Below are 23784 nucleotides of genomic sequence, written 5' to 3' on the forward strand. Positions count from 1 at the left end.
AGAGCGAAGCCCAAGGGTCGGGCTGCAAAGCGGGGCGAGGTGGATTTCCGGTTCATCGTGACTCCAGCGGTTTCGGGTGGAACAAAGGGCAAGACCTTGGGTGGGCACGCTCATCACGGTGCGCCTCCTGCCCCAGGCAGGTGCGCAGCCGAAGAATGGCCTGGCAAGATTTTTGTATGCAACCTGCGTGCCACCACCGATTCGACGAAAGCGAAACTTCCCGCTCAACCCCCTGTTTTCATGGGAAAAACAGCTGGTTTTGGGCTTTTTCGTGATTTATTCTTGCACCAGCTTGGCGCAGACACAACCGGTTTCGCCCCAGGATGTGGCAGCACTTTGAATTTTTTGTATGCAATATTCACCGCAATGGGGCCCCAAAAGCCACACCACATGAACCTACTCCTGATCAACCCGAACACCTCCACCGCCATGACACAGGCCATTGCCGAGGCCGCGCGGGCGGTGGCCGCGCCCGGCACACGCATCCACGCGGTGCAGCCCGGCTTCGGGCCCGAATCCATCGAGAGCCACTTCGAGGAAACCATTGCCGCAGCCGGCGTGGCCGAGCAGGTGCGCCTGGCGAACCCGCGGCCCGATGCGGTGGTGATCGCCTGTTTTGGCGACCCGGGGCTGGACGCGGCGCGCGAAGCCACCGACGCACCGGTGATCGGCATCGCGGAAGCCGCCTTTCACGCCGCCTCGTTCCTGTGCACCGGCTTTTCGGTGGTGACCACCATGACGCGCACCTGCATCACCGCCGAGCACCTGCTGCACCGTTATGGGCTGGAGCGGCGTTGCCGCGGCGTGCACGGCACCGACATTCCGGTGCTGGAGCTGGAGCGCGCGGGGGAGGCCCTGGTGGCGCGCATCGAGGCGGCCGCGCGCGAAGCGCTGGCGCGCGACCGCAGCGGCGCCATCGTGCTGGGCTGCGCGGGCATGGCGCCTTTGTGCGCCACCTTGAGCGAGCGCCTGGGCGTGCCGGTGATCGACGGTGTGAGCGTGGCGGTGAAGATGGCCGAGTCGCTGGTCGCGCTGGGCCTGCGAACCAGCAAACACGGCGATTACGCCCCGCCGCCGCCCAAGGCCTGGACCGGCTGGGCGAAGTCGCTGGAGGGCTGAATCAGCTCGGGCGCCGCACGCCCACGGGCCGGTCGGCCGCGGCGGCCCACTGGGTCTCGAACCAGGCGTCACCGTCGAGGTAGGCGCGCAGCATGGGCAGCGCGTCCAGCCCCCAGAACACGCGCCCGTCCACCACCATGGCCGGCACGCCGAACAGACCGAGAGCAAGCGCCTCGTCGCTGTTGGCACGCAGTCGCTGTTTCACCACCTCGCCCTCGGGCGGGCTCCAGGGCTTCCCACGCTGGGCCATGTGGTCCTGCAAACGGGCTTGCAGATCGGCCAGGCGGGCCGGGTCGGTGGCGTCCAGCCCGCCGTGCCACACGTGGTGGAACAGCTGCTCGGTCACAAAGCGGTTGGTGTCGCCCGGCGCGTCGTCGGTGGCGCAGGCCAGGCCCAGGCGCAGCAGTGGCAACGGGTTGAACGGGTGCGCCGCCGGCAGATCGAGCACCACGCCGTGCTGGTGCGCGAGCCAAGCCACCTGGCGGTAGGTCCAGTCGCGTTTGGCGGGGATCTCGGCGGGCCCCAGCTGGCCGTGGGCCTTGAGCAGCGCGGCAAACAGCACCGGCTTGCAGCGAACCGCCACGCTGTGGCCCATCAGCGCCTGGGGCAGGCGCTCGAAGGCCAGATGCGCGTAGGGCGAGATCGGGTCGTAGTGGAAGACGATCTCGCGCAAGGCGGTCATGGTGCGGCCACCGGCACCTGCCGGGCTTCGATCAGTTGCCACACCGCCAGCTTCTCGGCGTCGGCCATGCGGCTCCACTGCGAGATTTCGGGAATCGTGCGAAAGCAGCCCTTGCAGGCAAATCGGGCTTCGTCCATCTCGCACACCGAGATGCAGGGTGAGGGCACACCGGGGGCGATGCCCGCCTTGGCGCGGGCGGCTTGCAGTGTGACGGGAGGGCGGATGGGCAGGGACATGTTGAATCGGTGTTTCAGACCACGGTGACGTCGTGCACGGGCGCACCGGTCAGGGCCTGGAGTTGTTGGGGCGTGAGGGGAAACACCGCGTGCGGATGGCCGGCAGCGGCCCACACGGTGTCGAAGCGGAACAGCTGCGCGTCGATCAAGGTCACGACCGCCGTGGCGTGCGCCAGTGGCGACACCCCGCCGATGGAAAAGCCGGTGCTGCTCTTGACGAAATCGGCATCGGCCCGGCCAAGCTTGCCACCGTCGGCACACACGATGGCCTGCACCTTTTTTTCGTCCACACGCAGGTCACCCGAGGTGACGACCAGCACCGCCACCCCGTCGCTCTTGCGGCGAAACACGATGCTCTTGGCAATCTGCCCCAGCGCCACCCCCAATGCGTCGGCCGCCTGCTGCGCGGTGCGCGCGGCGTCTTCCAGCATGCGGGGCGGGTGCGGGTGGTTCAGTGCGCGCAGGTGATCGGTCACGCGTTGAACCGCCAGGGTGGTGGAGAAGGACACGTCGTTCATGCGCTCCGATGGTATCGGTCCTCCGCGGACCTGACAGAACCGCGGCAGCAATCCCTAGGGATGCAGGTCATGAATCCTTGACCGCTGCGTGATCCCGTGCGGCGCCACCGGTGCAAGACTGCCCGTTCCTTGCAGCACAACACTTTGCGGAGCTCCCATGTACGGCTGGCTGACCTTGAGCGACACAGGCGTCCTGGAAATCAACTTTCCGGAATGGAACTTCGCCGTGGCGCCGGATCCGGCCACCCTCGACACGGCGGCGCGCTTGCAGCAGGTGTCGGCCGCCCTGGAGGCGGCGTGGCCGGCCCCGGCGGACCTGGCGTTGAAACAGGCGGCGCGCGCAGCACTGCTCGCGGCCTGCCCGCACATCCCCGACGAGTACCTCTCGTACGCCATCGCCATGGGCATCGCGTTCTACCAGGTGCACCGCGCCGACCATGTGCAGGCGCAGGGCGTGATAGCCGCCACCGTGGATGCCGAACTGGGCGGGGAGCCGCCCGACGCAAGCCCTGGCATCGGGCAGATGGTGCAGCGCCTCAAGGCGGTGGGCTTCCTGCTGCCCGACATCAGCCGCCCCCTCATGGTCAACACCTTCTGCACCGAGCGCCGCAACGACGTCTTCTGCACACCCCACAGCCGCGGCCTGATGGCGCTGCGCGCGTCGGCCACACAACTGGCCGATCAGGTCAAGCTGGTGGTTGCCGTCGAAATGCGCCACGCGGTCTGGACCACCATCCACCTGGCCCTGGTCTCCAGCCCGAAGGCCGGGCTGGCGCCCTTGACGCAGGCCATCACGGCCTTGTTGAAAGCACGGCGGATCGACGTGTTTCAGCACCTGGCGGAGCGCCACAGTGCCGACGAAGACACCTTGCTGCGCTGCTGGCGCGACCGCGGCTTGCGCCAGGGCCTGCTGGACGCACAGGCCCAGCCCGAGCGCTCTGCCGCCGACATCGCACTCACGGCGTTCGCCAACATCACCGCCCACAACCAGCTGGAAAACGAAGTGCTCGCGCGCACCACCGTGGCCGCGGTGGACGCCGGTGTGATGCTCGGCGAACACACCGACAGCAGCCGCGCGGTGCTGCGGCAACTGCGTGAGGCCGCGTCCGCCAGCCAGCGGCGCCAGACAAACGCCTTGCAGCGGCAATTGCGCCAGGCTGGCGCGCGCCCGGACCCGACGCTGCCGAGCCGCGACATCCTGCAGTCGTGGTCCGTCGAGCAGCTGGTGCGCTGGATCGACGGTCCGCTGGTCGGCGCCCGGCGCGGTCGTGCGGTCGACCGCCGGCAGGTGGTCGCCCAATCCACGCCCGCCCGGAAACCCGTGCAGCGTCCCCCGCGGCCGGGCGCGCCTTCCCTCGCGGCGCCCGACGAGGACCCTCCCCTGACCGAAGACGATGTCGGGCGCATCGAGGCCGAGGCCTACACGGCCGCTGCGGTGTTTTTCCTCGGCGACATCCACGACCTGCTGGCGCTGGGAGTGCAGCTGAGGGCGCCTGAAGGGCCGCAGAACGCCTGCCAGGCCATCGTGGGCGATCTTCAGAAGCTCGCCCAGGCGCATGGCGGCGTGGATGTGGAGCACGCACAGGTACTGCTGACCGAAACCGAGCAACGGATACAGGCGCTGCGGGCGAGCATCCGGATCGCGCAAGCCACGGCCGATCTGCGGGCGCGGTTTGACCAGGCGCTCGGCGCCGCACTGGCCATGGAACCGCTGTCGCCGGGCCGCCGTGAAGGCGGCGTGATCGCCTGTCCGATGCAAGCCGACGCCTGGGGCTGGGTTGCCCAGCAGTACCACCAGCGGTGGTTGTCGAGTGCGAAGGCGTTGCGCATCGCGGGTCAATGGGTGCGGCTCGATGTGAACGAGGCCCTGGCCCTGTATGTCACGGGCAGCAGCCTGAGCCAGTACGCCTTCGATGTGTCGGTGCACCTGTGGCGCCGCCGGCTCGGCAAGACCAGCCTGCCCAGCGACGACCAGGGCGTCTATCCCCCCATGAACACCGAGGACTGGTTCGACACCTACGTGACCTGCTGCGTGCTGCACATCCCGTCCACCCACTGAACGGACAACCACCCCATTCCGAAAGGACACACGATGCTGACATGGCTGGAATTGATGGAGGACGCCAGCGGCGCCGAGCTGCAGGCCCGGTGGCCCGACTGGACCTTCCTGTCGCCACCGGACTTCACTCCGCAGCGCACGACAGAGCGCAACCGGGAAATGATGGAATTCCTGACCCTCGCCTACAAGGACCGGCCCGCCGAAACCACGGCCAAAGGTGAAGCTTTCCTCGGCCTGAAGAGCTTGCTGCCGTTCGTCCCCGACGAGCACCTGTCGTTCGCCCTGAACGCCTACCTCGCCCACCACCGGGCGGAAACCCGCAGCGATCGCATCGCCATCGTCAACAGCCAGATTGACCAGGAGATCACACTTCTCGGGTCACTGGCTGCACCCCACGCCACAGCGCTGAAAGCCTGGCGGCAGCTGGCCTGCCTGCTGCCGCCCCAATACCTGCGCCAGTGCACGCGTGGCCCGCTGCTGCAGTTGCGCCAGTCGTTGTACGAGCAGCACCCCAAAGAAGCGCCGTTCAAGACCTGGGCGAGCTCATTCGACAGACTCGGCAACGCGCTGGTTTCTCAAAAAGTTCCGGCAGCAGATTCGGTCCTGGAAGAAGTCCGGCGCGTGGTGCTGACCCGCCCGGTGGTGGCACTGCCCGACACCTGGCGGCACATCGATCAGCTGATCAAAACCCACCGGCTCGGGATCGTGCAGGCGGTGGTGGAGGAGCGCCGCCGCCTGCCTGCCAGCCTGCCGTGGGTCAACCTGCACGACGTGGTGGCCCAGGGCATTAAAGACGCGGCAATGGACAGCATGACGCCACTGACCCAGGTGGCCAACACCGCTGTGGACTGGCTTGCCGAAATCGAACAGCTGAACGTGGACGAGACACTGCGCCGCGCGGTGCAGACGGTCGACGCGGGCCAATCCCTGGGCGAACCCAAGACCACCGAGAGCCGCCAGGCCTTGACCCGGATGCGCGAGATCGACGCGCAGAACGACCACCGCATGGCAGCGCTGCAGGCGGCCTGGTTGCAGGATGCACGGCCAGCCGACATGGTGGTCGCACTCGTCGAGCGAACGGCTGACCAGGCCACGGCCGACGCCGTGTCTTCATGGTCGGTGGACCGCCTGCTGGCCTGGATCGAAGGCCCGCTGGCCCAGCCCGCCAACCGCGCCGTGGCGCTGGACCGGCGGCGGGTGGCCCAGGCCGCCAGACGTTCGCGCGCAGTGCCGGCAGGCCCTGCCCAGCCGCCATCGCAGGCTGCGGAAGAAGCACCCGAAGACCCGGAGACGCTGGCAGAGGTGGACCACCTGATCCAGAACGGTCTGGCCGCCACGGCCGAGTTTTTCCTGGGGGATTGCCGCGATCTCGTGACCGCAGCGAAACGGCTCCAGATTCCCGACAAAACAGTGCGGCCCTGCCAGGCGCTGCTGGCCGATCTGAAGGCGCTGGCCACCGACCCCACCACCCCGTCGGAAACCGCTGCAAGGGACCTGCTGGCCCGCGCCGAGAGCGCACTTGACGCGCTGCGTGTCAGCGTTGGCCACGCCCGGACACTGGACAGCCGGTTGCAGCGCTTTCAAGACGCCCTGCTCACCGCCCTGAAGCGCAACCCGATCGTGCTGGGCAAACGCCATGGCGGCGAGATTGCCTTCCCGCTTCAACCGGTCGAATGGGGTGATGTTGTCCAGCGCCTGCACGGCAAGCGCCTGGCACCATCGCACACCCTGTGGCAGGACAGCACAACCAGGCTTTCCTTGCGCGAAGACCAGGCGCTGGCGCTGTATGTGACCGCCAGCAGCGAGAGCAAATACCTGTTCGATGTGTCAGTGCACCTGTGGCGCCGCAGGGCCGGGTGCACCACACCGCCGGCGCTCAGCACCGAGCCGTTGGCGGCGATGAACACCGCCGACTGGTTCGACACCTACATTCCCTGCCTGGTGTTGCACGTGCCCCAGGCCAGGTGAGCTCACGACGCCCAGCACCGCGCGCGCTCAGGCCGCGCGCTTGACCAGCAACAAGCTGGCCCCCATGGCCATGAGCACACCGCCGAACACGCGGTTCTGCGCCCGCCGGGCCCGGGCCGTGGCGAGCCAGCGCTGCGCACGCGAGGCGAGGAAGGCGTAACCGTGCATGACCACGAGATCAACCCCGATGGTCGTGACCAACAACACCAGCAACTGCAGCCACAAGGAGCGCTGCGGATCGATGAATTGCGGCAGCACCGCCACCATGAACACGATGCCCTTGGGATTGGTCACGTTGGTGAAGAAGCCGGTGACAAAGCGTTCCCGCGCGGACGGCACACCCGCCTGCGCCGTCACATGCCCACCGCTGACAACGGTGGCGCTCACCGACGAGCGCCACTGCTTCAAACCCAGCCAGATCAGGTAGCCCGCCCCGGCGAACTTGACCACCGTGAAGGCCGTGGCCGACGCCAGCAGCAGCGCGCCCACGCCCACCCCGGCCACCAGCAGGATCACCGCCAGCCCCAGCTGCAGGCCCGCGATGGTGGCGCTGGTCTTTTGCACACCGTAGGCCAGGCCGTGCGTCATGGACAGCACCGCGCCCGATCCCGGCGACAGGGCAATGGCCCAGGAGGCCAGGAAATACGCCAGCCAGACTTGCAGTTCCATATTCGTTCGCCCTTCAGCCCGCCCGTTTGGCCAACAGGGCACGCGCCACGCGCGAGCCGCTCGGCCTGCCCAGTTGTTCGCTGATGTAGGCGCCGGCGTCGACCAGCGCATCCAGATCGATGCCGGTCTCGATCCCCATGCCATGCAGCAGGTAGACCACGTCTTCGGTGGCCACGTTGCCGGTGGCGCCCTTGGCGTACGGGCAGCCGCCCAGACCGGACACGGACGACTGGAAGTTCCACACGCCCAGCTCCAGCGCGGCGAGCGTGTTCGACAAGGCCTGGCCGTAGGTGTCGTGGAAGTGGCCCGACACCTCGTCGATGCCGTAATGCTGCAAGGTGGCTTCCAGTGCGGCCTGCACCTTGCGCGGCGTGCCCACACCGATGGTGTCGGCCACGTCCACGCGCTGCACGCCGATGCCCTTCATGAGCCCGGCGAGATACGCCACCCGCTCGGGCGCAATGTCACCTTCATACGGGCAGCCCACGGTGCAGCTCATGGCGCCGCGCACCGCAATGCCGGCCGCGCGCGCGGCTTCCACCACCGGCGCAAAACGTTCGATGCTCTCGGCGATCGAGCAGTTGATGTTCTTCTGGCTGAAGGCCTCGCTGGCCGCGGCGAACACCACGATCTCGTCAGGCCGGTCGAGCACGGCCGCCTCGAATCCCTTGAGGTTGGGGGTGAGCACCGAGTAACGCACACCGCCCTGGCGCGACAGACCCGCCATCACCTCGTGGTTGTCCGCCATCTGCGGCACCCACTTGGGGCTCACATAACTTGTGACCTCGATCTCTCTGAGGCCAGCGGCCTGCAGGCGGTGCACCAGTTCGATCTTGGTGGCCGCGGGCACCGGCTGCTTTTCGTTCTGCAGGCCGTCGCGCGGTCCGACGTCGATGAGGTGGACGCGGGAAGGAATGTTCATGGGGGACTCGCTTTCAGTAGCCGCGGTCGCGGTGCACCACGCCCGCAATCGGCTCGCCGCGCGACAGCGCCACGATCTTGCCGGCGATCTGCGCGATGCTTTCGTCGCGCAGGGTACGGGCCGAGGTGTGCGGGGTCACGGTGACCTTGGGGTGTTGCCAGAAGGGGTGGTCGGCGGGCAGCGGTTCGGTGCGGAACACGTCGAGCGTGGCGCCGCTCAGGTGGCCGCTGTCGAGCAGGTGGATCAGGTCGTCTTCAACCAGGTGCGCGCCGCGCGCGACGTTGATCACATAGCCGCCGGGCTGCAGGCGCGAGAGCGTCTTGCGGTTGAGGATGTCCTGCGTGTCGGGCGTGAGCGGCAGCAGGTTGACCAGCACGCGGCAAGACGACAGGAAGGTGTCGAAACGGTCGGTGCCTGCGTGGCAGACCACGCCTTCCACCGCCTTGGGCGTGCGGCTCCAGCCGTGCACCGGAAATTCAAACACGCGCAAGGCACGCGCCACACGCTCGCCCAGCACGCCCATGCCCATCACGCCCACGGAGAAGTCGGCACGGCTGCGCGGCTTGCGGTAGGACCACTGGCCGGCCGCGATGTCGGCCTCGTAGCCGTCGAACTCGCGGAAGTGCCGGATGACGGCGTGGCACACGTACTCGGCCATCTGCACCGACATGCCGGCGTCGTCCAGCCGCACCACCTGGGTCTGCGGCGGCAGGCGCAGTTTCATGATCGCGTCCACCCCGGCGCCGATGTTGAACATGGCCTTGAGGCCCGCTTGTTCGTCGAGGAACTCCTGGGGCGGCGACCACACGATGGCGTAGTCGGCCTGCGGGTCGCCGGCTTTCCAGGTGCTGACTCGGGCATCGGGCAGCAGGGCGCGAAAGCCCTCTTCCCAGGGGGCGGCTTTGGTTTGGGCAACGCAGATGGTGATGTTCATGCGCCGAGCTTAAGAGAAGCGGCCCAGGCGCGCAGTCACCCCCATCACACGGCGGTGATCTTGAGCAGCTCGGCGCCTTCGTTCACCTGGTCGCCGGGCGCGTACAGCAGCTCGGCCACGGTGCCGTCGGCCGGCGCGGCGATGGTGTGTTCCATCTTCATGGCTTCCATCACGGCCAGCGCCTGGCCCTTCTTGATCACGTCGCCGGCCTTCACCGCGAACGACAGCACCTTGCCCGGCATGGGCGCGGTGAGCCGCCCACCGTCGGCCGCGGCCACACCGGCGTGGGCCAGCGCGTCGATTTCGGTGATCTGCGTGGCGCCGAGCGCGCAGAAGATGTGCACGATCTCGCCCTGTTGCCAGGTCTGCACGGTCTGCCGCTGGCCCTGGAACTGCAGGTCCATGCGGGCGCCGCCCTCGGTGGGCAAGGTCTCGAACTGGAGCCCCCCGCTCACCTCGCCGAAAGCGAGCTGCAAGGCGCCGTCGTGCAGGTAGGTCAGGTGCGCGAGCAGGGGTTCGCCCATGTACTCGAAGTCGAAACGGCGCACGGTCAGACCGTGCGGGCGCCAGCCATCGCGGCACGAGAAGGGGTCGGTGGATGCCTGCGCGCGTTCGGCCACCAGCGTTTGTGCCACGGCCGAAGCCACCGCGAGCGCCAGGCCCACCTTGTCCTGGTGAAACAGCACCGCCGCCTCGCGCGGGATCAGTGCGGTGTCCAGGTTCGCCTGCGAAAACGACGCGCTGTTGACCACATGGCGCAGGAACTGCACGTTGGTCGACAGGCCGACGATGCGTGTCTCGGCCAGCGCCGCGTCCATGCGGGCCAGTGCTTCCTGGCGGGTCGCGCCATGCACGATGAGCTTGGCGACCATGGAGTCGTAGAACGGGCTGATGGTGTCGCCTTCGCGAACGCCGTCGTCCACACGCACCACGCCGCGTTCGAAGGCGGTGCAAGCGGGCTTGCGGTAGACCGCCAGCGTGCCGGTGGCCGGCAGGAAGTTGTTGTCGGGCGTTTCGGCGCAAATGCGCGCCTCGATCGCGTGGCCATGGATGCGCAACTCGTCCTGCTTCAGCGGCAGCGGCTCGCCGCTGGCCACACGCAGCTGCCACTCCACCAGATCGAGTCCGGTGATGGCTTCGGTGACGGGATGCTCCACCTGCAGGCGCGTGTTCATCTCCATGAAAAAGAAGCGCATGCCGCCTTCGGGTGGCTGCTCGACGATGAACTCCACCGTGCCGGCGCCCACGTAGTTCACCGCCTTGGCCGCCGCCACCGCGGCCAGCCCCATCTGCTGGCGGAACTCGGGCGTCATGCCCGGCGCGGGCGCCTCTTCCAGCACCTTCTGGTGGCGTCGTTGCACCGAGCAGTCACGCTCGAACAGGTACACGCAGTTGCCGTGCGTGTCGCCGAACACCTGGATCTCGATGTGGCGCGGGCGCTGCACGTATTTTTCGATCAGCACCGCGTCGCTGCCGAAGCTGTTGCGCGCCTCGCGCTGGCAACTGGCGAGCGCGGCCGCGAAGTCCTCGGCCTTGTCCACCGCGCGCATGCCCTTGCCACCGCCACCGGCGCTGGCCTTGATGAGCACCGGGTAACCGATGCGGTTGGCCTCGTGCTGCAGCATGGCCGGGTCCTGGTCGGCCTCGTGGTAACCGGGCACCAGCGGCACACCGGCCTTTTCCATGAGCTGCTTGGATTCGGCCTTCAGGCCCATGGCCAGGATGGCGGACGCGGGCGGGCCGATGAAGGCGATGCCGGCGTTGGCACACGCGTTGGCAAACGCATCGTTCTCGCTGAGGAAACCGTAGCCCGGGTGGATGGCCTGCGCGCCGGTGGCCTGGGCGGCCTCGATGATGCGTTCCCACTGCAGGTAGCTGTCCTTGGGCGCGCTGCCGCCGATGTGCACCGCCTCGTCGCACGCCGCAACAAACTTGGCGCTGGCGTCGGCGTCGGAATACACGGCCACGGTGCGCACGCCCAGGCGGCGGGCGGTGGCGGCCACACGGCAGGCAATCTCGCCTCGGTTGGCGATCAGGATCTTGGTGAACATCAGGCTTCCTTGACAGGTCCGGAGAAGAAACGCTGCGCACGGCGAAACACCGCGCGCAGGAATTTGAAAAGCATCCAGGTGACGATCCACATCAGCACCACGGTGATGAGCAGCAGCACACCGAAGGCCACGGGGTGGTTCGTGGCCAGCCAGATGGCACCGACCACCAGGCCGTCTTCCACCAGGCTCATGGCGATGTTGGAAAACGGTTCGGGCGAGGCGTTGATGGCCGCGCGCGTGGTGGTCTTGGCGGCCTGGCTGGTGGCGGCGAGCGAGCCGCCCAGCAGCGCGGCGGCCAGGGCCATGGCACCGCTGTCGGCGCCGAACACGCCGGCCGCCAGCGCGGCGCCGGCAGGAATGCGCACCACGCTGTTGACCATGTCCCACAGCGAATCGACCACTGGAATCTTGTCGGCGAAGAACTCGACGAACAGCATGAAGCCGCTGGCCCCGAGCAGTGCCGGGTGCTGCAGCACCTGCAGGCCGGCGGGCAGCTCCATCCAGCCCGCCGCACCTGCCATGCCGACCAGGAACACCACCGCGTACAGACGGAAACCACTGGCCCAGCCGAGCGCGCCCGCCAGAGCCATCAGCTCGGGCGTTCCCAGGGACGCGAGGGCTTCCGTCATGAACGATCAGCTCTGGGGCAACCAGCCGGGCGGGCGTTTGCCCAGAAACGACTGCAGGCCTTCGCGGCCTTCATCGCTGGCGCGCACGTCGGCGATGCGGCGCGCGGTCTCGCTGCGCAGCTCGGCCGTGATGGGCACGCCGCTCACGTCGCGCACCAGGCGTTTGCACTCGCGCGAAGCCTTGGGACCGTTGGCCACCAGCGTGGCCACGATCTCGTCGACCTTCGCATCCAGCGTCTCGGGCGTGGCCAGCTCGTGCACCATGCCCAGCGCGTGCGCGCGCACCGCGCTGAAGCGTTCGGCTGTGAGCATGTAGCGGCGCGAAGCCTGCACGCCCAAGGCTCGCGCCACGTAGGGGCTGATGGTCGCGGGCAGCAGGCCCAGGCGCGCCTCGGAGAGGCAGAAGGTCGCCCCCTCCACCGCCACCAGCACGTCGCAAATGGCGGCCAGCCCCATGCCGCCAGCGTAACAGTCGCCCTGCACCCGGCCCACCACCGGCACCGGGCACTGGTCCAGCGTCCACAGCATGTCGGCGAGCTTCTGCGCGTCGGCGCGGTTCTCGTCCCAGCTGTAGCCGGCCATGGCCTTCATCCAGTTGAGGTCGGCGCCGGCGCAGAAGGCCTTGCCGTGGGCACCGAGCACGACCACGCGCAGGTCGTCGTCTTTGGACAGGGTTTCAAAGGTGGCGGTCAACGCAGCGATCACGTCGTCGTTGAACGCGTTGCGCACATCGGGGCGGTTGAGCCACACATGCGCCACATGGGCGCCGGGGCGGGTCACATCCAGCACGTTGGTCATGTTCAATACCTCTTCGCCACTTCTTCGAGCATCACCTCGGTGGCACCGCCGCCGATGGCGAGCACCCGCGCATCGCGCCACAGGCGTTCGATCGCCGTCTCGCGGATGAAGCCCATGCCGCCGTGGAACTGCTGGCAGGTCTGCACCACCTCGTTGACCAGCTCGCCGGTGAGCGCCTTGAGCATGGAGACCTCCTGCACGATGTCGTGGCCCTGCGTCACGCTCCAGGCGCAGTGGTACATGAACTGGCGCGCCGCGCGCACTTTTGCGTCGAGCATCGAGAGGCGCTGGCGGATGGTCTGCTGGTCCCACAGCGTGGCACCGAAGGCCTGGCGCTGGCGCACGTGGTCCAGCGTGATCTTGAGCGCCTGCGTGCAATGGCCGATGGCCATGGCGCCCAGGGCGATGCGCTCGGTCTGGAAGTTCTTCATCACCGAGTAGAAGCCCTTGCCCTCCTCGCCCAGCAGGTTGCCCGCAGGAATGCGCACGTTGTCGAACACGAGTTCGGCCGTGTCGCTGGAGAGCCAGCCGGTCTTCTTGAGCGCGCGGCCCACCGTGAACCCCGGCGTGCCTTTTTCGACGATGAACATCGACATGTCGTGCCGCGCGGTGCCGGTCTTGGCGGCCACGAAATACAGGTCGCCGTGCACGCCGTTGGTGATGAACATCTTGGTGCCGTTGATGACCCACTCGTCGCCCTCACGGCGGGCCGTCGTGCGCATGCCCGCCACGTCCGAGCCCGCGCCGGGTTCGCTGATGCCCACCGCGGTGATGAGCTCACCCGCGGTGACCTTGGGCAGGTATTTCGCTTTCTGGGCGGGTGTGCCGGCGTGGTGCAGGTGCGGGCCGGCCATGTCGGTGTGCACGAGCACGGTGATGATGAAACCGGCAAAGGTGCTCTGCGAGAGCGCTTCGGCGAACACCAGGTTGGTCATGGCGTCGGCGTCGGCGCCGCCGTAAGCCTCCTCAAACGCGATGCCGAGCAAACCGGCCTGCCCCATGCGGCGCAACACGTCGCGCGGCACCATGCCGGTTTCTTCCCATGCTGCTGCATGGGGTTCCACCTCGCGCTCGAGAAAACGCGCCACCTGGTCGCGCAACAGTTCGTGGTCGGGGTTGTCGTAGATGGTGGCGGTCATGGGTGTGTCTCGTTCGTTGTGTTTGTCGTCGTCAGGCGGTCTGCTGCAGGAAATACACCAGGTCCAGCTCGGGTGCGGGCTGGCCGAGCACGGTGAGCGCCGCGCTGATCTGGCCCCGGTGGTGCGTGCCGTGGTTGAACACGTGCGCCAGCGTGGCGGCGAAGGGCAGGCTCATCGCCTGGCCGCGCATGTTGGTGTACGCCAGCTTTCCATCGAAGCGCTCGGCGGGCCAGCTGGTGATCAGCGGCTCCCACACCTTGGCGCCGCCTTTGAGGGCCTGCGCCAGGCGGTCGCGCTCGGGTTCGACCTCCATTTCAAGTTCGACTTTCGGGCTCTCGCCCCGAGCAAAGCGCCGCTGCCAGAGCATGTGCTCGCCCACCAGCAGGTGGTTGAGCGTGCCGTGGATGCTTTTGAAGAACAGGCGCAGGTCGCGCCGGTAATCGAATTCGTTGACGGGCTCGATGGCTGCGATCAACCGCTCGGTGGCCCACACGTTGTAGCGGGCGAGCTGGGTGAAGTGCTGGTGCGCGTCCATGGCGTCACATCCGGAAAACACCAAACTTCGGCTCGCCGATCGGCGTGTTGAGCGCGGCGGACAAGGCCAGGCCCAGCACACGCCGAGTGTCGGCCGGGTCGATCACACCGTCGTCCCACAGGCGCGCGCTGGAGTAATAAGGGTGCGACTGGTGGGCGAACTGGTCGAGCACCGGCTGTTTGAAGGCGGCCTCTTCCTCGGCGCTCCAGGTGCCGCCGCGGGCTTCGATGCCGTCGCGCTTGACGGTGGCCAGCACGCCGGCGGCCTGCTCGCCGCCCATGACGCAGATGCGCGCGTTGGGCCACATCCAGAGGAAACGCGGGCTGTAGGCACGGCCGCACATGCCGTAGTTGCCGGCGCCGTAGCTGCCGCCGATGATCACGGTGAACTTCGGAACACTGGCGGTGGCCACGGCGGTGACCATCTTGGCACCGTGGCGCGCAATGCCTTCGCTCTCGTACTTCTTGCCGACCATGAAGCCGGTGATGTTCTGCAGGAACAAGAGCGGCACCTTGCGTTGGCAGCAGAGTTCGATGAAGTGCGCGCCCTTCTGCGCGCTCTCGGAGAACAACACGCCGTTGTTGGCGACGATGCCGATCGGCATGCCCTCGATGTGCGCGAAGCCGCAGACCAGCGTGGCGCCGAAGCGCGCCTTGAATTCATGGAACTCGCTGCCGTCGACGATGCGGGCAATGATTTCGCGCACGTCGTATGGCTTGCGCGTGTCGGTGGGGATCACGCCGTAGATGTCTTCGGTGGGGTAGAGCGGTGCGCGCGGCTCGCGCAGGGCCTGCGTGGCGATCTTGCGTTTGTTGAGCGTGGCCACGGCCTGGCGCGCCAGGGCGAGCGCGTGTGCATCGTTCTGCGCCAGGTGATCGGCCACACCCGAGAGGCGCGTGTGCACATCGCCACCACCCAGGTCTTCGGCGCTCACGATCTCGCCAATGGCCGCCTTCACCAGCGGTGGGCCACCGAGAAAGATGGTGCCCTGGTTCTTGACAATGATGGTCTCGTCGCTCATGGCGGGCACATACGCCCCGCCGGCCGTGCACGAGCCCATGACCACCGCGATCTGCGCGATGCCGTTGGCGCTCATGTTGGCCTGGTTGTAGAAGATGCGCCCGAAGTGGTCGCGGTCGGGGAACACGTCGTCCTGGTTCGGCAGATTGGCACCGCCCGAGTCCACCAGGTAGATGCAGGTGAGGTTGTTCTGCATCGCCACCTCTTGCGCCCGCAGGTGCTTCTTCACGGTCATGGGGTAGTAGGTGCCGCCCTTGACCGTGGCGTCGTTGCAGACGATGAGGCAGTCAACCCCGCTCACGCGGCCGATGCCGGTGATCACGCCGGCGCAGGGCGCACTGTCGGTGCCGTCGCGGTCGGGGTACATGTTGAGCGCGGCCAGCGGACTCAGTTCCAGAAACGGCGTGCCCGGGTCCAGCAGCATCTGCACGCGATCACGCGGCAGCAACTTGCCGCGTTTGGTGTGCTTGGCGCGTGCGGCCTCGCCGCCGCCGAAGGTGGACTTGGCCACCTGCGCCCTGAGGTCGTCCACCACCGCGCGCATGGCGGCGGCATTGGCCTGAAAGTCGGCAGAGCGGGCGTTGAGTTGTGTCTCCAGGGTCGACATGGTGCGGTCCTGTCAGGTTGTCTTGTGGGGGATCGGGTCATTTTGTCGGATAGCGGCGGTGCCGTGGCGGTCACATGGGTTGCAAATGCTGCCAACGGGCTTGAAAATCCGGGTATGTCCCAAGCCACCCACCGACGCCCCGCCCAACCAACCGACGCTGCCCGGTTGATCGGAGGCCCGGCTCTCACGCCGATGGCCCTGGTTCGGGGCATGGTGCTGGCCTACCAGGCGCGCGGCATGGACCCGTCAGACGCGCTGGAGCAGGCACAAATAACGCCAGCACAACTCAGGAAACCGGGTGCCAGCATCACCGCCACCCAGATGGAGGTCATCTCGGGGGCGGCCATGCGCGAACTCGATGACGAAGCCCTGGGCTGTTTTTCCCGGCCCCTGCCCTGGGGCAGCTACGGCATGCTCGCGCGCGCGTCGCTCTCCAGCCCCACGCTGGGCGTGGCGCTCAAACGCTGGTGTCGCCACCATCGCCTGCTGGCACCCGATGCATCTCTGGCGGTGGAAGTGGACGGCGAGGTGACCAGCATCGCGCTGCACCTGCAGCGCGACCCGGGGCCCATGGCAGAACTCTGTGCGGTCTCGCTGCTGCGCAACATCCATGGTCTGGCGAGCTGGTATGTGGATTCACGCGTCGCCTTGCTCGGCGCGCAGTTCCCTTACGCCGCGCCGCGCCACGCCGAGGCCTACGCCGTGCTGTTCGACGGACCGATACGGTTTGACGCGGAGCACGCGGCCATCCGCTTCGACGCGCGCTACCTGAGCCTGCCGGTGCGCCGCGATGAGGTGGCCATGAACCAGCTGCTGCAGCGCGCCCTGCCCCTGACGGTGCGTTCCTACCGGCGCGACCGCCTGCTGGTGCAGCGCGTGCGTCAGTTGCTGGCCAGCCGCGCGCAAGACGCCCACAACGCCAACGACCTGGCCGCGCTGCTCAACACCTCACCGCGCACGCTGCACCGGCAACTGAAAGACGAAGGCGCGTCCTTGCAGCGCCTGAAAGACGAGGTGCGCAGGCAACTCGCCACCGAGCTGCTGTTGCGGAGTCACAAACCCATCAAGCAGGTGGCCGAGGCGGCGGGCTTTCTGAACGAGAAAAGTTTCATCCGTGCCTTCAAGGGCTGGACCGGCAAGTCACCGGGCGATTTCCGGAGCCAGTGAATCGAGCAGGTCGTGCATGCGGTGGAACACACGGTGTACGGGCAGTCCGGCAAAGGCGCGGCCATGGCCCTCGGGGCAATAGCCCCACACCGTGGCGCCCGCCGCCAGGCCGGCCTGCGCGCCGGTGCCGGTGTCTTCGATCACAAGACAACGCGCCGGGTCGACGCCCAGGTGCGCCGCTGCGGCCAGGTACACGTCGGGCGCGGGCTTGGAGCGGGGCTGGTCGTGCCCGCTGAAGATGCGGTCGCCAAAGTAGGGCTCCATGCCCGCCATCTCGATCTGCATCACGACCTTCGGCCGGTCCGCACCCGAGGCGCAGGCGATGCGCCCACCCGCGTGGCGGTGCGCAGCCATCACCACGTCGATCGCACCCACCACCGGCTGCAGCTCCGCGCGCAGACGTGCGTCGCGCCGTGCGTAAAACGCGCGCATCCATGCCTCGGTCAGCGGCTGCCCGGTTTCGGCCTCGATGCGCTCGCGTTCGTCGCGAACCGCCTTGCCAATGAAGATCTGCATGCACTCGGCCTGCGTGAGCGCCCAGCCGCTCTCGTTGAGCACCTCGCGCAGCACGCCGTTGGTGATGGGCTCGCTGTCCACGAGCACACCGTCGCAATCAAACAGAACGCCCTCGAATCGCGTCACAACAGGTCTCCATCCACATACAACCAATGCCCGTCTTCGCGCACGAAGCGGCTGCGCTCGTGCAGGCGTTGCCCTCTGCCCTGCAGGCGCGAGCGGGCGACAAACTCCACTTCGGCGTGGGCGGCGTCGACAGGCGTGTGCCGCTTCACCTCCAGCCCCAGCCATTTCACGCCCGCATCGAAATCAAGCGATGGCGGGCGCGTGCTCGTGTGCCAGGTGGCCAGCAGGTGCGCCGCGTTGCCGCGCACAAAGGCGGTGTAGCGCGAGCGCATGAGCGATTCGGCGTCGGGCGCGGGCACACCGGTGCCGATGTAGCGGCCGCAGCAGGCCTCGAAGGTCGCATTTCGACCGCACGGGCACGGATCCTTCATCCGGCCTTCCTGGCCTTGCGCTGCTCGAGCGTCTCGACCGGCGCGCCTTGCTTCACCCAGTCGGCGAAGCCGCCACCGATGTGGGCCACGTTGGTCATACCCATGTCCTGCAGGGCCTTGGTGGCCAGGGCGCTGCGCCAGCCGGCGCCGCAGAACAGCACGAACTCCTTGTTCTCGTCGGCGAACACCGGCTTGAAGTACGGTGAGGCCGGGTCGACCCAGAACTCGAGCATGCCGCGCGGCGCGTGCAAGGCACCGACCGCCGTGCCTTCACGTTCGAGTTCGCGCACATCGCGGATGTCCACCAACTGCAGGCGGGCATCGCCAGCCGCCAGCCGCGCCTGGATCTCGGCCACGCTGTGGGTGGTGATCTGTGCGCTGGCCTCGGCCACGAGCGCCTGGGATCCTTTGGTGATGGGCATGTTGTGTCTCCGTTGGGTACGGAATTATCGATGCCCTTGCAGCGGCCGGGTCTTGCGCTGCGGGTGTTCAATGCGGCTTTTGCCAGACCCGAGAGAACCCGCATGAACGCACTGGACAGCTTCCCCATCACGAAACAATGGCCGGCCCGGTTTGCCGACCGCCTGCAGCTGTATTCGCTGCCCACGCCCAACGGCGTGAAGGTCTCCATCTTGCTGGAAGAGACCGGCCTGCCCTACGAGCCGCACCTGGTGAGCTTCGAGACCAACGACCAGATGTCGCCGGCCTTTCTCTCGCTCAATCCGAACAACAAGATTCCTGCCATCCTCGACCCCGACGGGCCGGGTGGGAAGCCGCTGGCGCTGTTCGAGTCGGGCGCCATCCTGGTCTACCTGGCCGAGAAGACCGGGCAGTTCCTGCCCAAGGACCCCGCGGCCCGCTACGAGACCCTGCAGTGGCTCATGTTCCAGATGGGAGGCGTGGGCCCGATGTTGGGCCAGCTCGGCTTCTTCCACAAATTCGCCGGCAAGGACTTCGAGGACAAGCGCCCGCGCGACCGTTATGCCGCCGAGACCAGGCGCCTGCTCGGCGTGCTGAACCAGCGCATGACCGGGCGCGACTGGATCATGGGACAGGACTACACGATTGCCGACATCGCCATCTGGCCCTGGGTGCGCAACCTGGTGGGCTTCTACGGCGCGGGCGATCTGGTGGGCTTCAGCGACTTTGCCGAACTGCCGCGCGTGCTCGCGGCCTTCGAACAACGACCCGCGGTGCAACGCGGCCTGAGCATCCCCGCCAGAAGCTGAAGCGCAACGAGAGAGGTACCACCAACCAAGGATGCCGCAGAACTGGCTTTGCCAGGCCGCAGGCATCGCCTCCTTGAGGGGGTGACGCGCTGAAAGCGCGGCGCGGGGGTGGACCTACTTCCTCCAGAAGTGGCCGGTGAACAGAACGAGCACGGTCAGCAGTTCGAGCCGGCCGAGCAACATCGCGAACGTCAGCACCCAGATCTGGAAATCGTTGAGCACGCCGAAGTTGCTCGCCGGGCCCACCAGGCCCAGACCGGGGCCGATGTTGTTGACCGTGGCCACCACAGCCGAAAACGAGGTCACGATGTCCAGTCCGGTGAACAGCAGCAGCATGGTCAAGCCCATGGTGGCAGCACCGTAAATCAGCATGTAGCCGAACACGGCGGTCATGACCGCGTTGGGCATGATGGCCCCGCCCAGCGTGACCGGGTTGACCACGCGCGGATGCACGATGCGAACCAGTTCGCGCCGCGCCTGCTTGATGAGCAGCACCATGCGCACCAGCTTGATGCCACCGCCGGTGGAGCCGGCGCACGACACAAAACACCCCAGGAACATGAGCAGCACCGGTGCGAACACCGGCCACTGCGCGTAGTCGGTGGACGCGTAACCGGTGGTGGTGGCCACCGACACCACGTGAAACGCGCTGGTGCGCAAAGCCTCGGGAAAGTCGGGGATCACACCCTGCGCCGTGAGCAGCACAGCCACCAACAACACCGACACCACCAGCACGCTCACATAGGTGCGGATCTCGCGGTCGCGCGTCAAAGGCCGCAGCGAGCGCTGGCGCAGCACGATGAAGTAACGCATGAAGCTCACCCCGGCCAGCACCATGAACACCGTGGCCACGGCTTCTATCGTCGGCGAATCCCAGTAACCAAAGCTCGCGTCGTGCGACGAAAATCCGCCCAGGCCCATGGTGGTGCACATGTGCATGAAGGCGTCGGCCCAGCTCATGCCGGCCCAGCGGTAGGCCCCCATGCAGGCCACCGAAAACAGCACATACACGCCCCACAGACCCCGCGCCGTCTCGGAAATGCGGGGCGTGAACTTGGTGTCTTTCATGGGTCCCGGTGTCTCCGCGCGGTAGAGCTGCACCCCACCCAGGCCGAGCAGCGGCAGCACCGCCACCACCAGCAGCATGATGCCCAGCCCACCCAGCAGTTGCAAAAAGCAGCGCCAGACGTTGACCGATACCGGCAACTCGTCCAGCCCCGACAGCGCGGTGGCGCCGGTGGCCGTGAGCGCGCTCATGGCCTCGAAATACGCTTTCGTCCAGCTGATGTCGGGCACGGTGAACATGAGCGGCGCCGCGGCGAAAGCGGGCAACAGCGTCCACACCATGTTGACGAGCAAGAAGCCGTCCTTGGCCTGGAGTTCGCGCCGAAACCGGTGGGTACTGCGCCACAGCACGAGACCACACACGGTGGTGAAGGCAAAGCCGTAGGCCCAGACCAGAGCATGGTGCTGTGCATCCAGAAACCAGGCCCAGGCCAGCGGCACCAGAAACGCGGGCGCGAATGCCAGCAGGATGCGCGAGAACACCGAGAGGACGGGCAGCAAGGTAAAGAGCATGCAGTCAGTCTATTTGCGCCAGAAGCCAGGGGTGAACAGAACGAGGAAAGACAGCATTTCCAGGCGGCCCAGCAGCATGGCCAGCGTGCACACCCAGGTCTGGAAGTCGGTCAACCCCTGGAAGTTGCCCGCCGGCCCGACCTCGTTGAGGCCGGGACCCATGTTGTTCACACTGGCCACCACCGCCGAGAACGCGGTGTCGAACGGGAGGTCGGAGAGCAGCAACAGCATGGTCAGACCGATGATCGTTCCACCGTAAACCAGCATGAAACCCAGCACCGACAGCAGCGTTCCGGTCTCCACCACACGCCCGCCGAGGTGCACGGGGTACACGGCGCGCGGATGGATGATGCGCGAAATCTCCCGTTTCGCCTGCTTGAGCAGGATCAGCACCCGTGCCATCTTGATGCCGGCGCCGGTGGAACCCGCGCTGGTGGCAATGCCCGACAACATGATCATGAACAGCGGCGCAAAAACCGGCCAGGTGGTGTAGTCCGCCGTCGCATAACCGGTGGTCGAGCCGATGGAGATCACGTTGAACAGCGCCACCCGCAGGCTCTCCAGCGGATCGGTCATGGTGCCCTTGGCCAGCAGCAGCCCGGCCACGAACACGCTGGCACCCAGCAGCAGGAACATGGTGCCGCGCCATTCGGCGTCGCGCCAGATGCGCCCGGGCTGGCGCTTGGCCAGGGCCACGAAATACAGCGCGAAATTGCAACTGGCCACCAGCATGAACAGGATGGCGACCCACTCCAGCGCAGGTGACTGGAAAAAGCCGAAGCTGCTGTCGTGCGTCGACAGCCCACCCAGGCTCATGGTGGTGAACATGTGGGCCCAGGCGTCCAGCGGTGTCATGCCCCCTACCCAGTAAGCCAGCACACACGCCACCGACAGCAGGCAGTAGACCGTCCACAGGCCCTTGGCGGTTTCGGTGATGCGCGGCGTGAGCTTGGCGTCCTTCATGGGGCCGGTGGCCTCGGCGCGAAACAGCTGGCTGCCGCCCACCCCCAGCATGGGCAGGATGGCCACCGCGAGCACCAGGATGCCCATGCCGCCGAGCCACTGCAGGAAACAGCGCCAGAGGTTGATCGAACCCGGCAAGGCATCCAGACCGGTGATCACGGTGGCACCGGTGGTGGTCAGGCCCGACATGGCCTCGAAGTAGGCGTCTGTCGCGCTGATCGGGGTGGCCGTCTGGCCGAAATACAGCAGCAGGGGCATGCTGGCAAACAAGGGCAACAGGGTCCAGACCAGCCCCACCAGCAAGATGCCGTCGCGCGTCTGCAGTTCCACCTTGCGGCCCACCTTGAACACGGCGCTGCGCAGAAGCAGCCCCGCCAGGAACGTGACGGCGATCGCCGGCAGATAGGCAGCCTGGGCACCGTCCTGGTACCGCCAAGACACCAGCCAGGGAACCAGCAGGGTGAGCGAGAACACCATCACGATGGCGCCCAGCACCGGGAAGACACGCAGCAGCGGCATGAAGACAGGTCCCGGCGTCAGCCGAAAAAGGTGGCGCCAACCTGGAACAGCTTTTCGACCTCGCGCACCAGGCGCTTGTTCGGGATGAACATGATGATGTGGTCGTCGGTTTCGATCACGATGTCGTGGTGGGGCATGAGCACTTCCGACTTGTTGCCTTCGCCGCGCACGATGGCACCGATGCGCACGCCCTTGGGCAGCTTGAGCTCTTCGACCTTGCGCCCCACCAGCTTGCTGGTTTTCACGTCACCGCGCGCAATGCCCTCGAGCGCTTCGGCCGCGCCACGGCGCAGGCTGTGCACCGCAGCCACGTCGCCGCGCCGCAGGTGGGTGAGCAGTTCGCCGATCACGGTCTGCGACGGGGAGATCGCAATGTCGATGGTGCTGCCCTGCATCATGTCGGCGTAGGCGCGGCGGTTGATGAGCGCCATGACGCGGTTGGCGCCCATGCGTTTGGCCAGCATGGCCGACATGATGTTGTCCTCGTCGTCGCTGGTGAGCGCGAGGAACATGTCCATCTCGCCCACGCTTTCTTCGAGCAAGAGGTCTTCGTCGGCGCCATCGCCGTTGAGGATGAGCATGCTGGAGGGCAACTGGCTGGCCAGGTATTCGCAGCGCGCCTTGTAGCGCTCGATGATCTTCACCTGGCATTGGCCTTGCAGCGAGCGCGCCAGGCGCAGACCCACCTTGCCGCCGCCCGCGATCATGATGCGTTTGACCGGTTCGTCGATGTTGTGGATGGCGCCCAGCACATAGCGGATCTTTTTCGTGTCCGCCAGCACGAACACCTCATCCCCCGCCAGGATGCGCGTGGTCTTGGTGGCCTCCATCTCGGTGTCGAGCCGGTACAGCGCAACCACACGCATCTCGGCATGGGGAAAGCGCTCGCGGAACTCACCGATGGTGTGGCCCACCAGCGCACCGCCGTGGGTGGCACGGATCGCGATCAGGCTGGCACGGCCGTCGGCGAACTCGAGCACCTGCAGCGCTTCGGGGTAGCTGATGAGCTGGTGCAGGTAGCGCATGACCGACTCTTCGGGGCAGATCACGTGGTCCACCGCAAAGCCGTTCTTGCCGAGCAGTTCGTCGCCTTCAATGAACTCGGGCGAGCGCAGCCGTGCGATGGTGCTGGGCACGTTGAAGATGTCGTGCGCCACCTTGCAGACCACGAGGTTGGTCTCGTCGTTGGCGGCGCAGGCGATCACCATGTCGGCATCTTTGGCGCCCGCCTCCCGCAACACCGAGGGCTGGATGCCGTTGCCCACCACCCCGCGCAGGTCGATGCGTTCTTCCAGGCTGCGCAGCCGGGCGGGGTCCATGTCGATGACGGTGATGTCGTTCTGTTCGGAGACCAGGCTCTCGGCAACGCTTTCGCCGACTCGGCCGGCACCCAGGATGATGATGTTCATGGTGATGGATGGTACCCCCC

23 protein-coding genes are annotated in these 23784 nt (G+C 67.0%); 5 read left to right on the plus strand and 18 right to left on the minus strand.

The genetic code is table 11. The annotated features are described in order from the left end of the window. Positions 1-390 precede the first annotated feature (390 nt). A complete protein-coding gene (locus BSY239_RS17795) occupies positions 391-1119 on the plus strand; it encodes an aspartate/glutamate racemase family protein (RefSeq protein ID WP_069047971.1) in 729 nt (242 codons plus the stop codon). Position 1120: 1 nt separating this feature from the next. Here BSY239_RS17795 and BSY239_RS17800 read toward each other — a convergent pair whose 3' ends face one another. Genes BSY239_RS17800 through BSY239_RS17810 form a run of 3 tightly spaced genes read right to left on the minus strand, consistent with a single transcriptional unit; the run spans position 1121 to position 2555 of the window. Further along, positions 1121-1792: a 2-hydroxychromene-2-carboxylate isomerase gene (locus BSY239_RS17800; RefSeq protein WP_069049077.1), complete on the minus strand. Its 672-nt coding sequence runs from the start codon at positions 1790-1792 to the stop codon at positions 1121-1123. 5 nt (positions 1793-1797) lie between these two features. Beyond that, complete coding sequence (locus BSY239_RS17805; protein ID WP_069047972.1) at positions 1798-2037, minus strand: DUF1289 domain-containing protein; 240 nt, start codon at positions 2035-2037, stop codon at positions 1798-1800. Between the two features lie 14 nt (positions 2038-2051). Further along, a complete protein-coding gene (locus BSY239_RS17810) occupies positions 2052-2555 on the minus strand; it encodes a YbaK/EbsC family protein (RefSeq protein WP_069047973.1) in 504 nt (167 codons plus the stop codon). 157 nt (positions 2556-2712) lie between these two features. Between BSY239_RS17810 and BSY239_RS17815 the strand changes: the two genes are divergently transcribed. Both BSY239_RS17815 and BSY239_RS17820 read left to right on the plus strand, forming a co-directional pair. Then, positions 2713-4614 carry a hypothetical protein gene (locus BSY239_RS17815; protein ID WP_069047974.1) on the plus strand — a complete coding sequence of 634 codons (1902 nt, stop codon included), beginning with the start codon at positions 2713-2715 and terminating at the stop codon, positions 4612-4614. A 33-nt stretch (positions 4615-4647) separates the two neighbouring features. After that, positions 4648-6582: a hypothetical protein gene (locus BSY239_RS17820; RefSeq protein WP_069047975.1), complete on the plus strand. Its 1935-nt coding sequence runs from the start codon at positions 4648-4650 to the stop codon at positions 6580-6582. Positions 6583-6609: 27 nt separating this feature from the next. On the opposite strand, the gene BSY239_RS17825 is transcribed toward BSY239_RS17820, so the two are convergent. The 9 genes from BSY239_RS17825 to BSY239_RS17865 are packed head-to-tail and all read right to left on the minus strand — an operon-like array spanning position 6610 to position 15886. Further along, positions 6610-7251, minus strand: a complete 642-nt coding sequence (locus tag BSY239_RS17825; protein ID WP_069047976.1) for a LysE family transporter — start codon at positions 7249-7251, stop codon at positions 6610-6612. A 13-nt stretch (positions 7252-7264) separates the two neighbouring features. Then, positions 7265-8173 (minus strand): hydroxymethylglutaryl-CoA lyase, encoded by a 909-nt coding sequence (locus tag BSY239_RS17830; protein WP_069047977.1) that lies wholly within the window; start codon positions 8171-8173, stop codon positions 7265-7267. A 13-nt stretch (positions 8174-8186) separates the two neighbouring features. Further along, the gene (locus BSY239_RS17835; protein ID WP_069047978.1) at positions 8187-9107 is read right to left on the minus strand and encodes a 2-hydroxyacid dehydrogenase; all 921 of its coding nucleotides are present in this window, start codon (positions 9105-9107) and stop codon (positions 8187-8189) included. Positions 9108-9151: 44 nt separating this feature from the next. Then, positions 9152-11158 carry an acetyl/propionyl/methylcrotonyl-CoA carboxylase subunit alpha gene (locus tag BSY239_RS17840; protein ID WP_069047979.1) on the minus strand — a complete coding sequence of 669 codons (2007 nt, stop codon included), beginning with the start codon at positions 11156-11158 and terminating at the stop codon, positions 9152-9154. After that, complete coding sequence (locus BSY239_RS17845; protein WP_069047980.1) at positions 11158-11787, minus strand: DUF4126 domain-containing protein; 630 nt, start codon at positions 11785-11787, stop codon at positions 11158-11160. Before BSY239_RS17845 ends, BSY239_RS17840 begins: the two co-directional genes overlap by 1 nt. Positions 11788-11793: 6 nt before the next feature. Then, on the minus strand, positions 11794-12585 hold the full coding sequence (locus tag BSY239_RS17850; RefSeq protein WP_069047981.1) for an enoyl-CoA hydratase/isomerase family protein: 792 nt from the start codon (positions 12583-12585) through the stop codon (positions 11794-11796). 2 nt (positions 12586-12587) lie between these two features. Then, positions 12588-13724 carry an acyl-CoA dehydrogenase family protein gene (locus BSY239_RS17855; protein ID WP_069047982.1) on the minus strand — a complete coding sequence of 379 codons (1137 nt, stop codon included), beginning with the start codon at positions 13722-13724 and terminating at the stop codon, positions 12588-12590. 31 nt (positions 13725-13755) lie between these two features. After that, a complete protein-coding gene (locus tag BSY239_RS17860; protein WP_069047983.1) occupies positions 13756-14259 on the minus strand; it encodes a DinB family protein in 504 nt (167 codons plus the stop codon). Positions 14260-14263: 4 nt separating this feature from the next. Beyond that, the gene (locus BSY239_RS17865) at positions 14264-15886 is read right to left on the minus strand and encodes a carboxyl transferase domain-containing protein (protein ID WP_069047984.1); all 1623 of its coding nucleotides are present in this window, start codon (positions 15884-15886) and stop codon (positions 14264-14266) included. 114 nt (positions 15887-16000) lie between these two features. Between BSY239_RS17865 and BSY239_RS17870 the strand changes: the two genes are divergently transcribed. Continuing rightward, positions 16001-17053, plus strand: a complete 1053-nt coding sequence (locus tag BSY239_RS17870; RefSeq protein ID WP_442905753.1) for an AraC family transcriptional regulator — start codon at positions 16001-16003, stop codon at positions 17051-17053. Here BSY239_RS17870 and BSY239_RS17875 read toward each other — a convergent pair. Genes BSY239_RS17875 through BSY239_RS17885 form a run of 3 tightly spaced genes read right to left on the minus strand, consistent with a single transcriptional unit; the run spans position 17027 to position 18488 of the window. Next, positions 17027-17695 (minus strand): HAD family hydrolase, encoded by a 669-nt coding sequence (locus BSY239_RS17875; protein WP_069047986.1) that lies wholly within the window; start codon positions 17693-17695, stop codon positions 17027-17029. The genes BSY239_RS17870 and BSY239_RS17875 overlap by 27 nt on opposite strands. After that, complete coding sequence (locus tag BSY239_RS22905; protein WP_069047987.1) at positions 17692-18066, minus strand: YchJ family protein; 375 nt, start codon at positions 18064-18066, stop codon at positions 17692-17694. Before BSY239_RS22905 ends, BSY239_RS17875 begins: the two co-directional genes overlap by 4 nt. Beyond that, entirely contained in the window at positions 18063-18488 is a 426-nt protein-coding gene (locus BSY239_RS17885) for a rhodanese-like domain-containing protein (RefSeq protein ID WP_069047988.1), read from the minus strand. The genes BSY239_RS22905 and BSY239_RS17885 overlap by 4 nt, the downstream gene beginning before the upstream one ends. 102 nt (positions 18489-18590) lie before the next feature. Between BSY239_RS17885 and BSY239_RS17890 the strand changes: the two genes are divergently transcribed. Then, positions 18591-19295: a glutathione S-transferase N-terminal domain-containing protein gene (locus BSY239_RS17890; RefSeq protein ID WP_069047989.1), complete on the plus strand. Its 705-nt coding sequence runs from the start codon at positions 18591-18593 to the stop codon at positions 19293-19295. A gap of 114 nt (positions 19296-19409) precedes the next feature. On the opposite strand, the gene BSY239_RS17895 is transcribed toward BSY239_RS17890, so the two are convergent. From BSY239_RS17895 to trkA, 3 genes are read right to left on the minus strand one after another with little or no spacing between them, the layout of a single operon-like run. Next, entirely contained in the window at positions 19410-20873 is a 1464-nt protein-coding gene (locus BSY239_RS17895; protein ID WP_069047990.1) for a TrkH family potassium uptake protein, read from the minus strand. Between the two features lie 9 nt (positions 20874-20882). Continuing rightward, positions 20883-22355, minus strand: coding sequence for a TrkH family potassium uptake protein (locus BSY239_RS17900; RefSeq protein ID WP_069047991.1), 1473 nt, complete (start codon positions 22353-22355; stop codon positions 20883-20885). Positions 22356-22372: 17 nt separating this feature from the next. Further along, positions 22373-23764, minus strand: a complete 1392-nt coding sequence (gene trkA / locus BSY239_RS17905) for a Trk system potassium transporter TrkA (protein WP_069047992.1) — start codon at positions 23762-23764, stop codon at positions 22373-22375. Positions 23765-23784: the final 20 nt, after the last annotated feature.

The organism is Hydrogenophaga sp. RAC07 (assembly GCF_001713375.1).
Taxonomy (GTDB): domain Bacteria; phylum Pseudomonadota; class Gammaproteobacteria; order Burkholderiales; family Burkholderiaceae_C; genus Hydrogenophaga.

Coding starts and splice junctions, on each gene's coding strand:
- BSY239_RS17805 (WP_069047972.1), bottom strand. CDS start 2,037: ATGTCCCTGCCCATCCGCCCTCCCGTCACACTGCAAGCCGCCCGCGCC.
- BSY239_RS17850 (WP_069047981.1), bottom strand. CDS start 12,585: ATGACCAACGTGCTGGATGTGACCCGCCCCGGCGCCCATGTGGCGCAT.
- BSY239_RS22905 (WP_069047987.1), bottom strand. CDS start 18,066: ATGAAGGATCCGTGCCCGTGCGGTCGAAATGCGACCTTCGAGGCCTGC.
- BSY239_RS17870 (WP_442905753.1), top strand. CDS start 16,001: ATGTCCCAAGCCACCCACCGACGCCCCGCCCAACCAACCGACGCTGCC.
- BSY239_RS17900 (WP_069047991.1), bottom strand. CDS start 22,355: ATGCCGCTGCTGCGTGTCTTCCCGGTGCTGGGCGCCATCGTGATGGTG.
- BSY239_RS17815 (WP_069047974.1), top strand. CDS start 2,713: ATGTACGGCTGGCTGACCTTGAGCGACACAGGCGTCCTGGAAATCAAC.
- BSY239_RS17810 (WP_069047973.1), bottom strand. CDS start 2,555: ATGAACGACGTGTCCTTCTCCACCACCCTGGCGGTTCAACGCGTGACC.
- BSY239_RS17865 (WP_069047984.1), bottom strand. CDS start 15,886: ATGTCGACCCTGGAGACACAACTCAACGCCCGCTCTGCCGACTTTCAG.
- BSY239_RS17845 (WP_069047980.1), bottom strand. CDS start 11,787: ATGACGGAAGCCCTCGCGTCCCTGGGAACGCCCGAGCTGATGGCTCTG.
- trkA (WP_069047992.1), bottom strand. CDS start 23,764: ATGAACATCATCATCCTGGGTGCCGGCCGAGTCGGCGAAAGCGTTGCC.
- BSY239_RS17830 (WP_069047977.1), bottom strand. CDS start 8,173: ATGAACATTCCTTCCCGCGTCCACCTCATCGACGTCGGACCGCGCGAC.
- BSY239_RS17820 (WP_069047975.1), top strand. CDS start 4,648: ATGCTGACATGGCTGGAATTGATGGAGGACGCCAGCGGCGCCGAGCTG.
- BSY239_RS17795 (WP_069047971.1), top strand. CDS start 391: ATGAACCTACTCCTGATCAACCCGAACACCTCCACCGCCATGACACAG.
- BSY239_RS17860 (WP_069047983.1), bottom strand. CDS start 14,259: ATGGACGCGCACCAGCACTTCACCCAGCTCGCCCGCTACAACGTGTGG.
- BSY239_RS17885 (WP_069047988.1), bottom strand. CDS start 18,488: ATGCCCATCACCAAAGGATCCCAGGCGCTCGTGGCCGAGGCCAGCGCA.
- BSY239_RS17825 (WP_069047976.1), bottom strand. CDS start 7,251: ATGGAACTGCAAGTCTGGCTGGCGTATTTCCTGGCCTCCTGGGCCATT.
- BSY239_RS17890 (WP_069047989.1), top strand. CDS start 18,591: ATGAACGCACTGGACAGCTTCCCCATCACGAAACAATGGCCGGCCCGG.
- BSY239_RS17855 (WP_069047982.1), bottom strand. CDS start 13,724: ATGACCGCCACCATCTACGACAACCCCGACCACGAACTGTTGCGCGAC.
- BSY239_RS17840 (WP_069047979.1), bottom strand. CDS start 11,158: ATGTTCACCAAGATCCTGATCGCCAACCGAGGCGAGATTGCCTGCCGT.
- BSY239_RS17835 (WP_069047978.1), bottom strand. CDS start 9,107: ATGAACATCACCATCTGCGTTGCCCAAACCAAAGCCGCCCCCTGGGAA.
- BSY239_RS17895 (WP_069047990.1), bottom strand. CDS start 20,873: ATGCTCTTTACCTTGCTGCCCGTCCTCTCGGTGTTCTCGCGCATCCTG.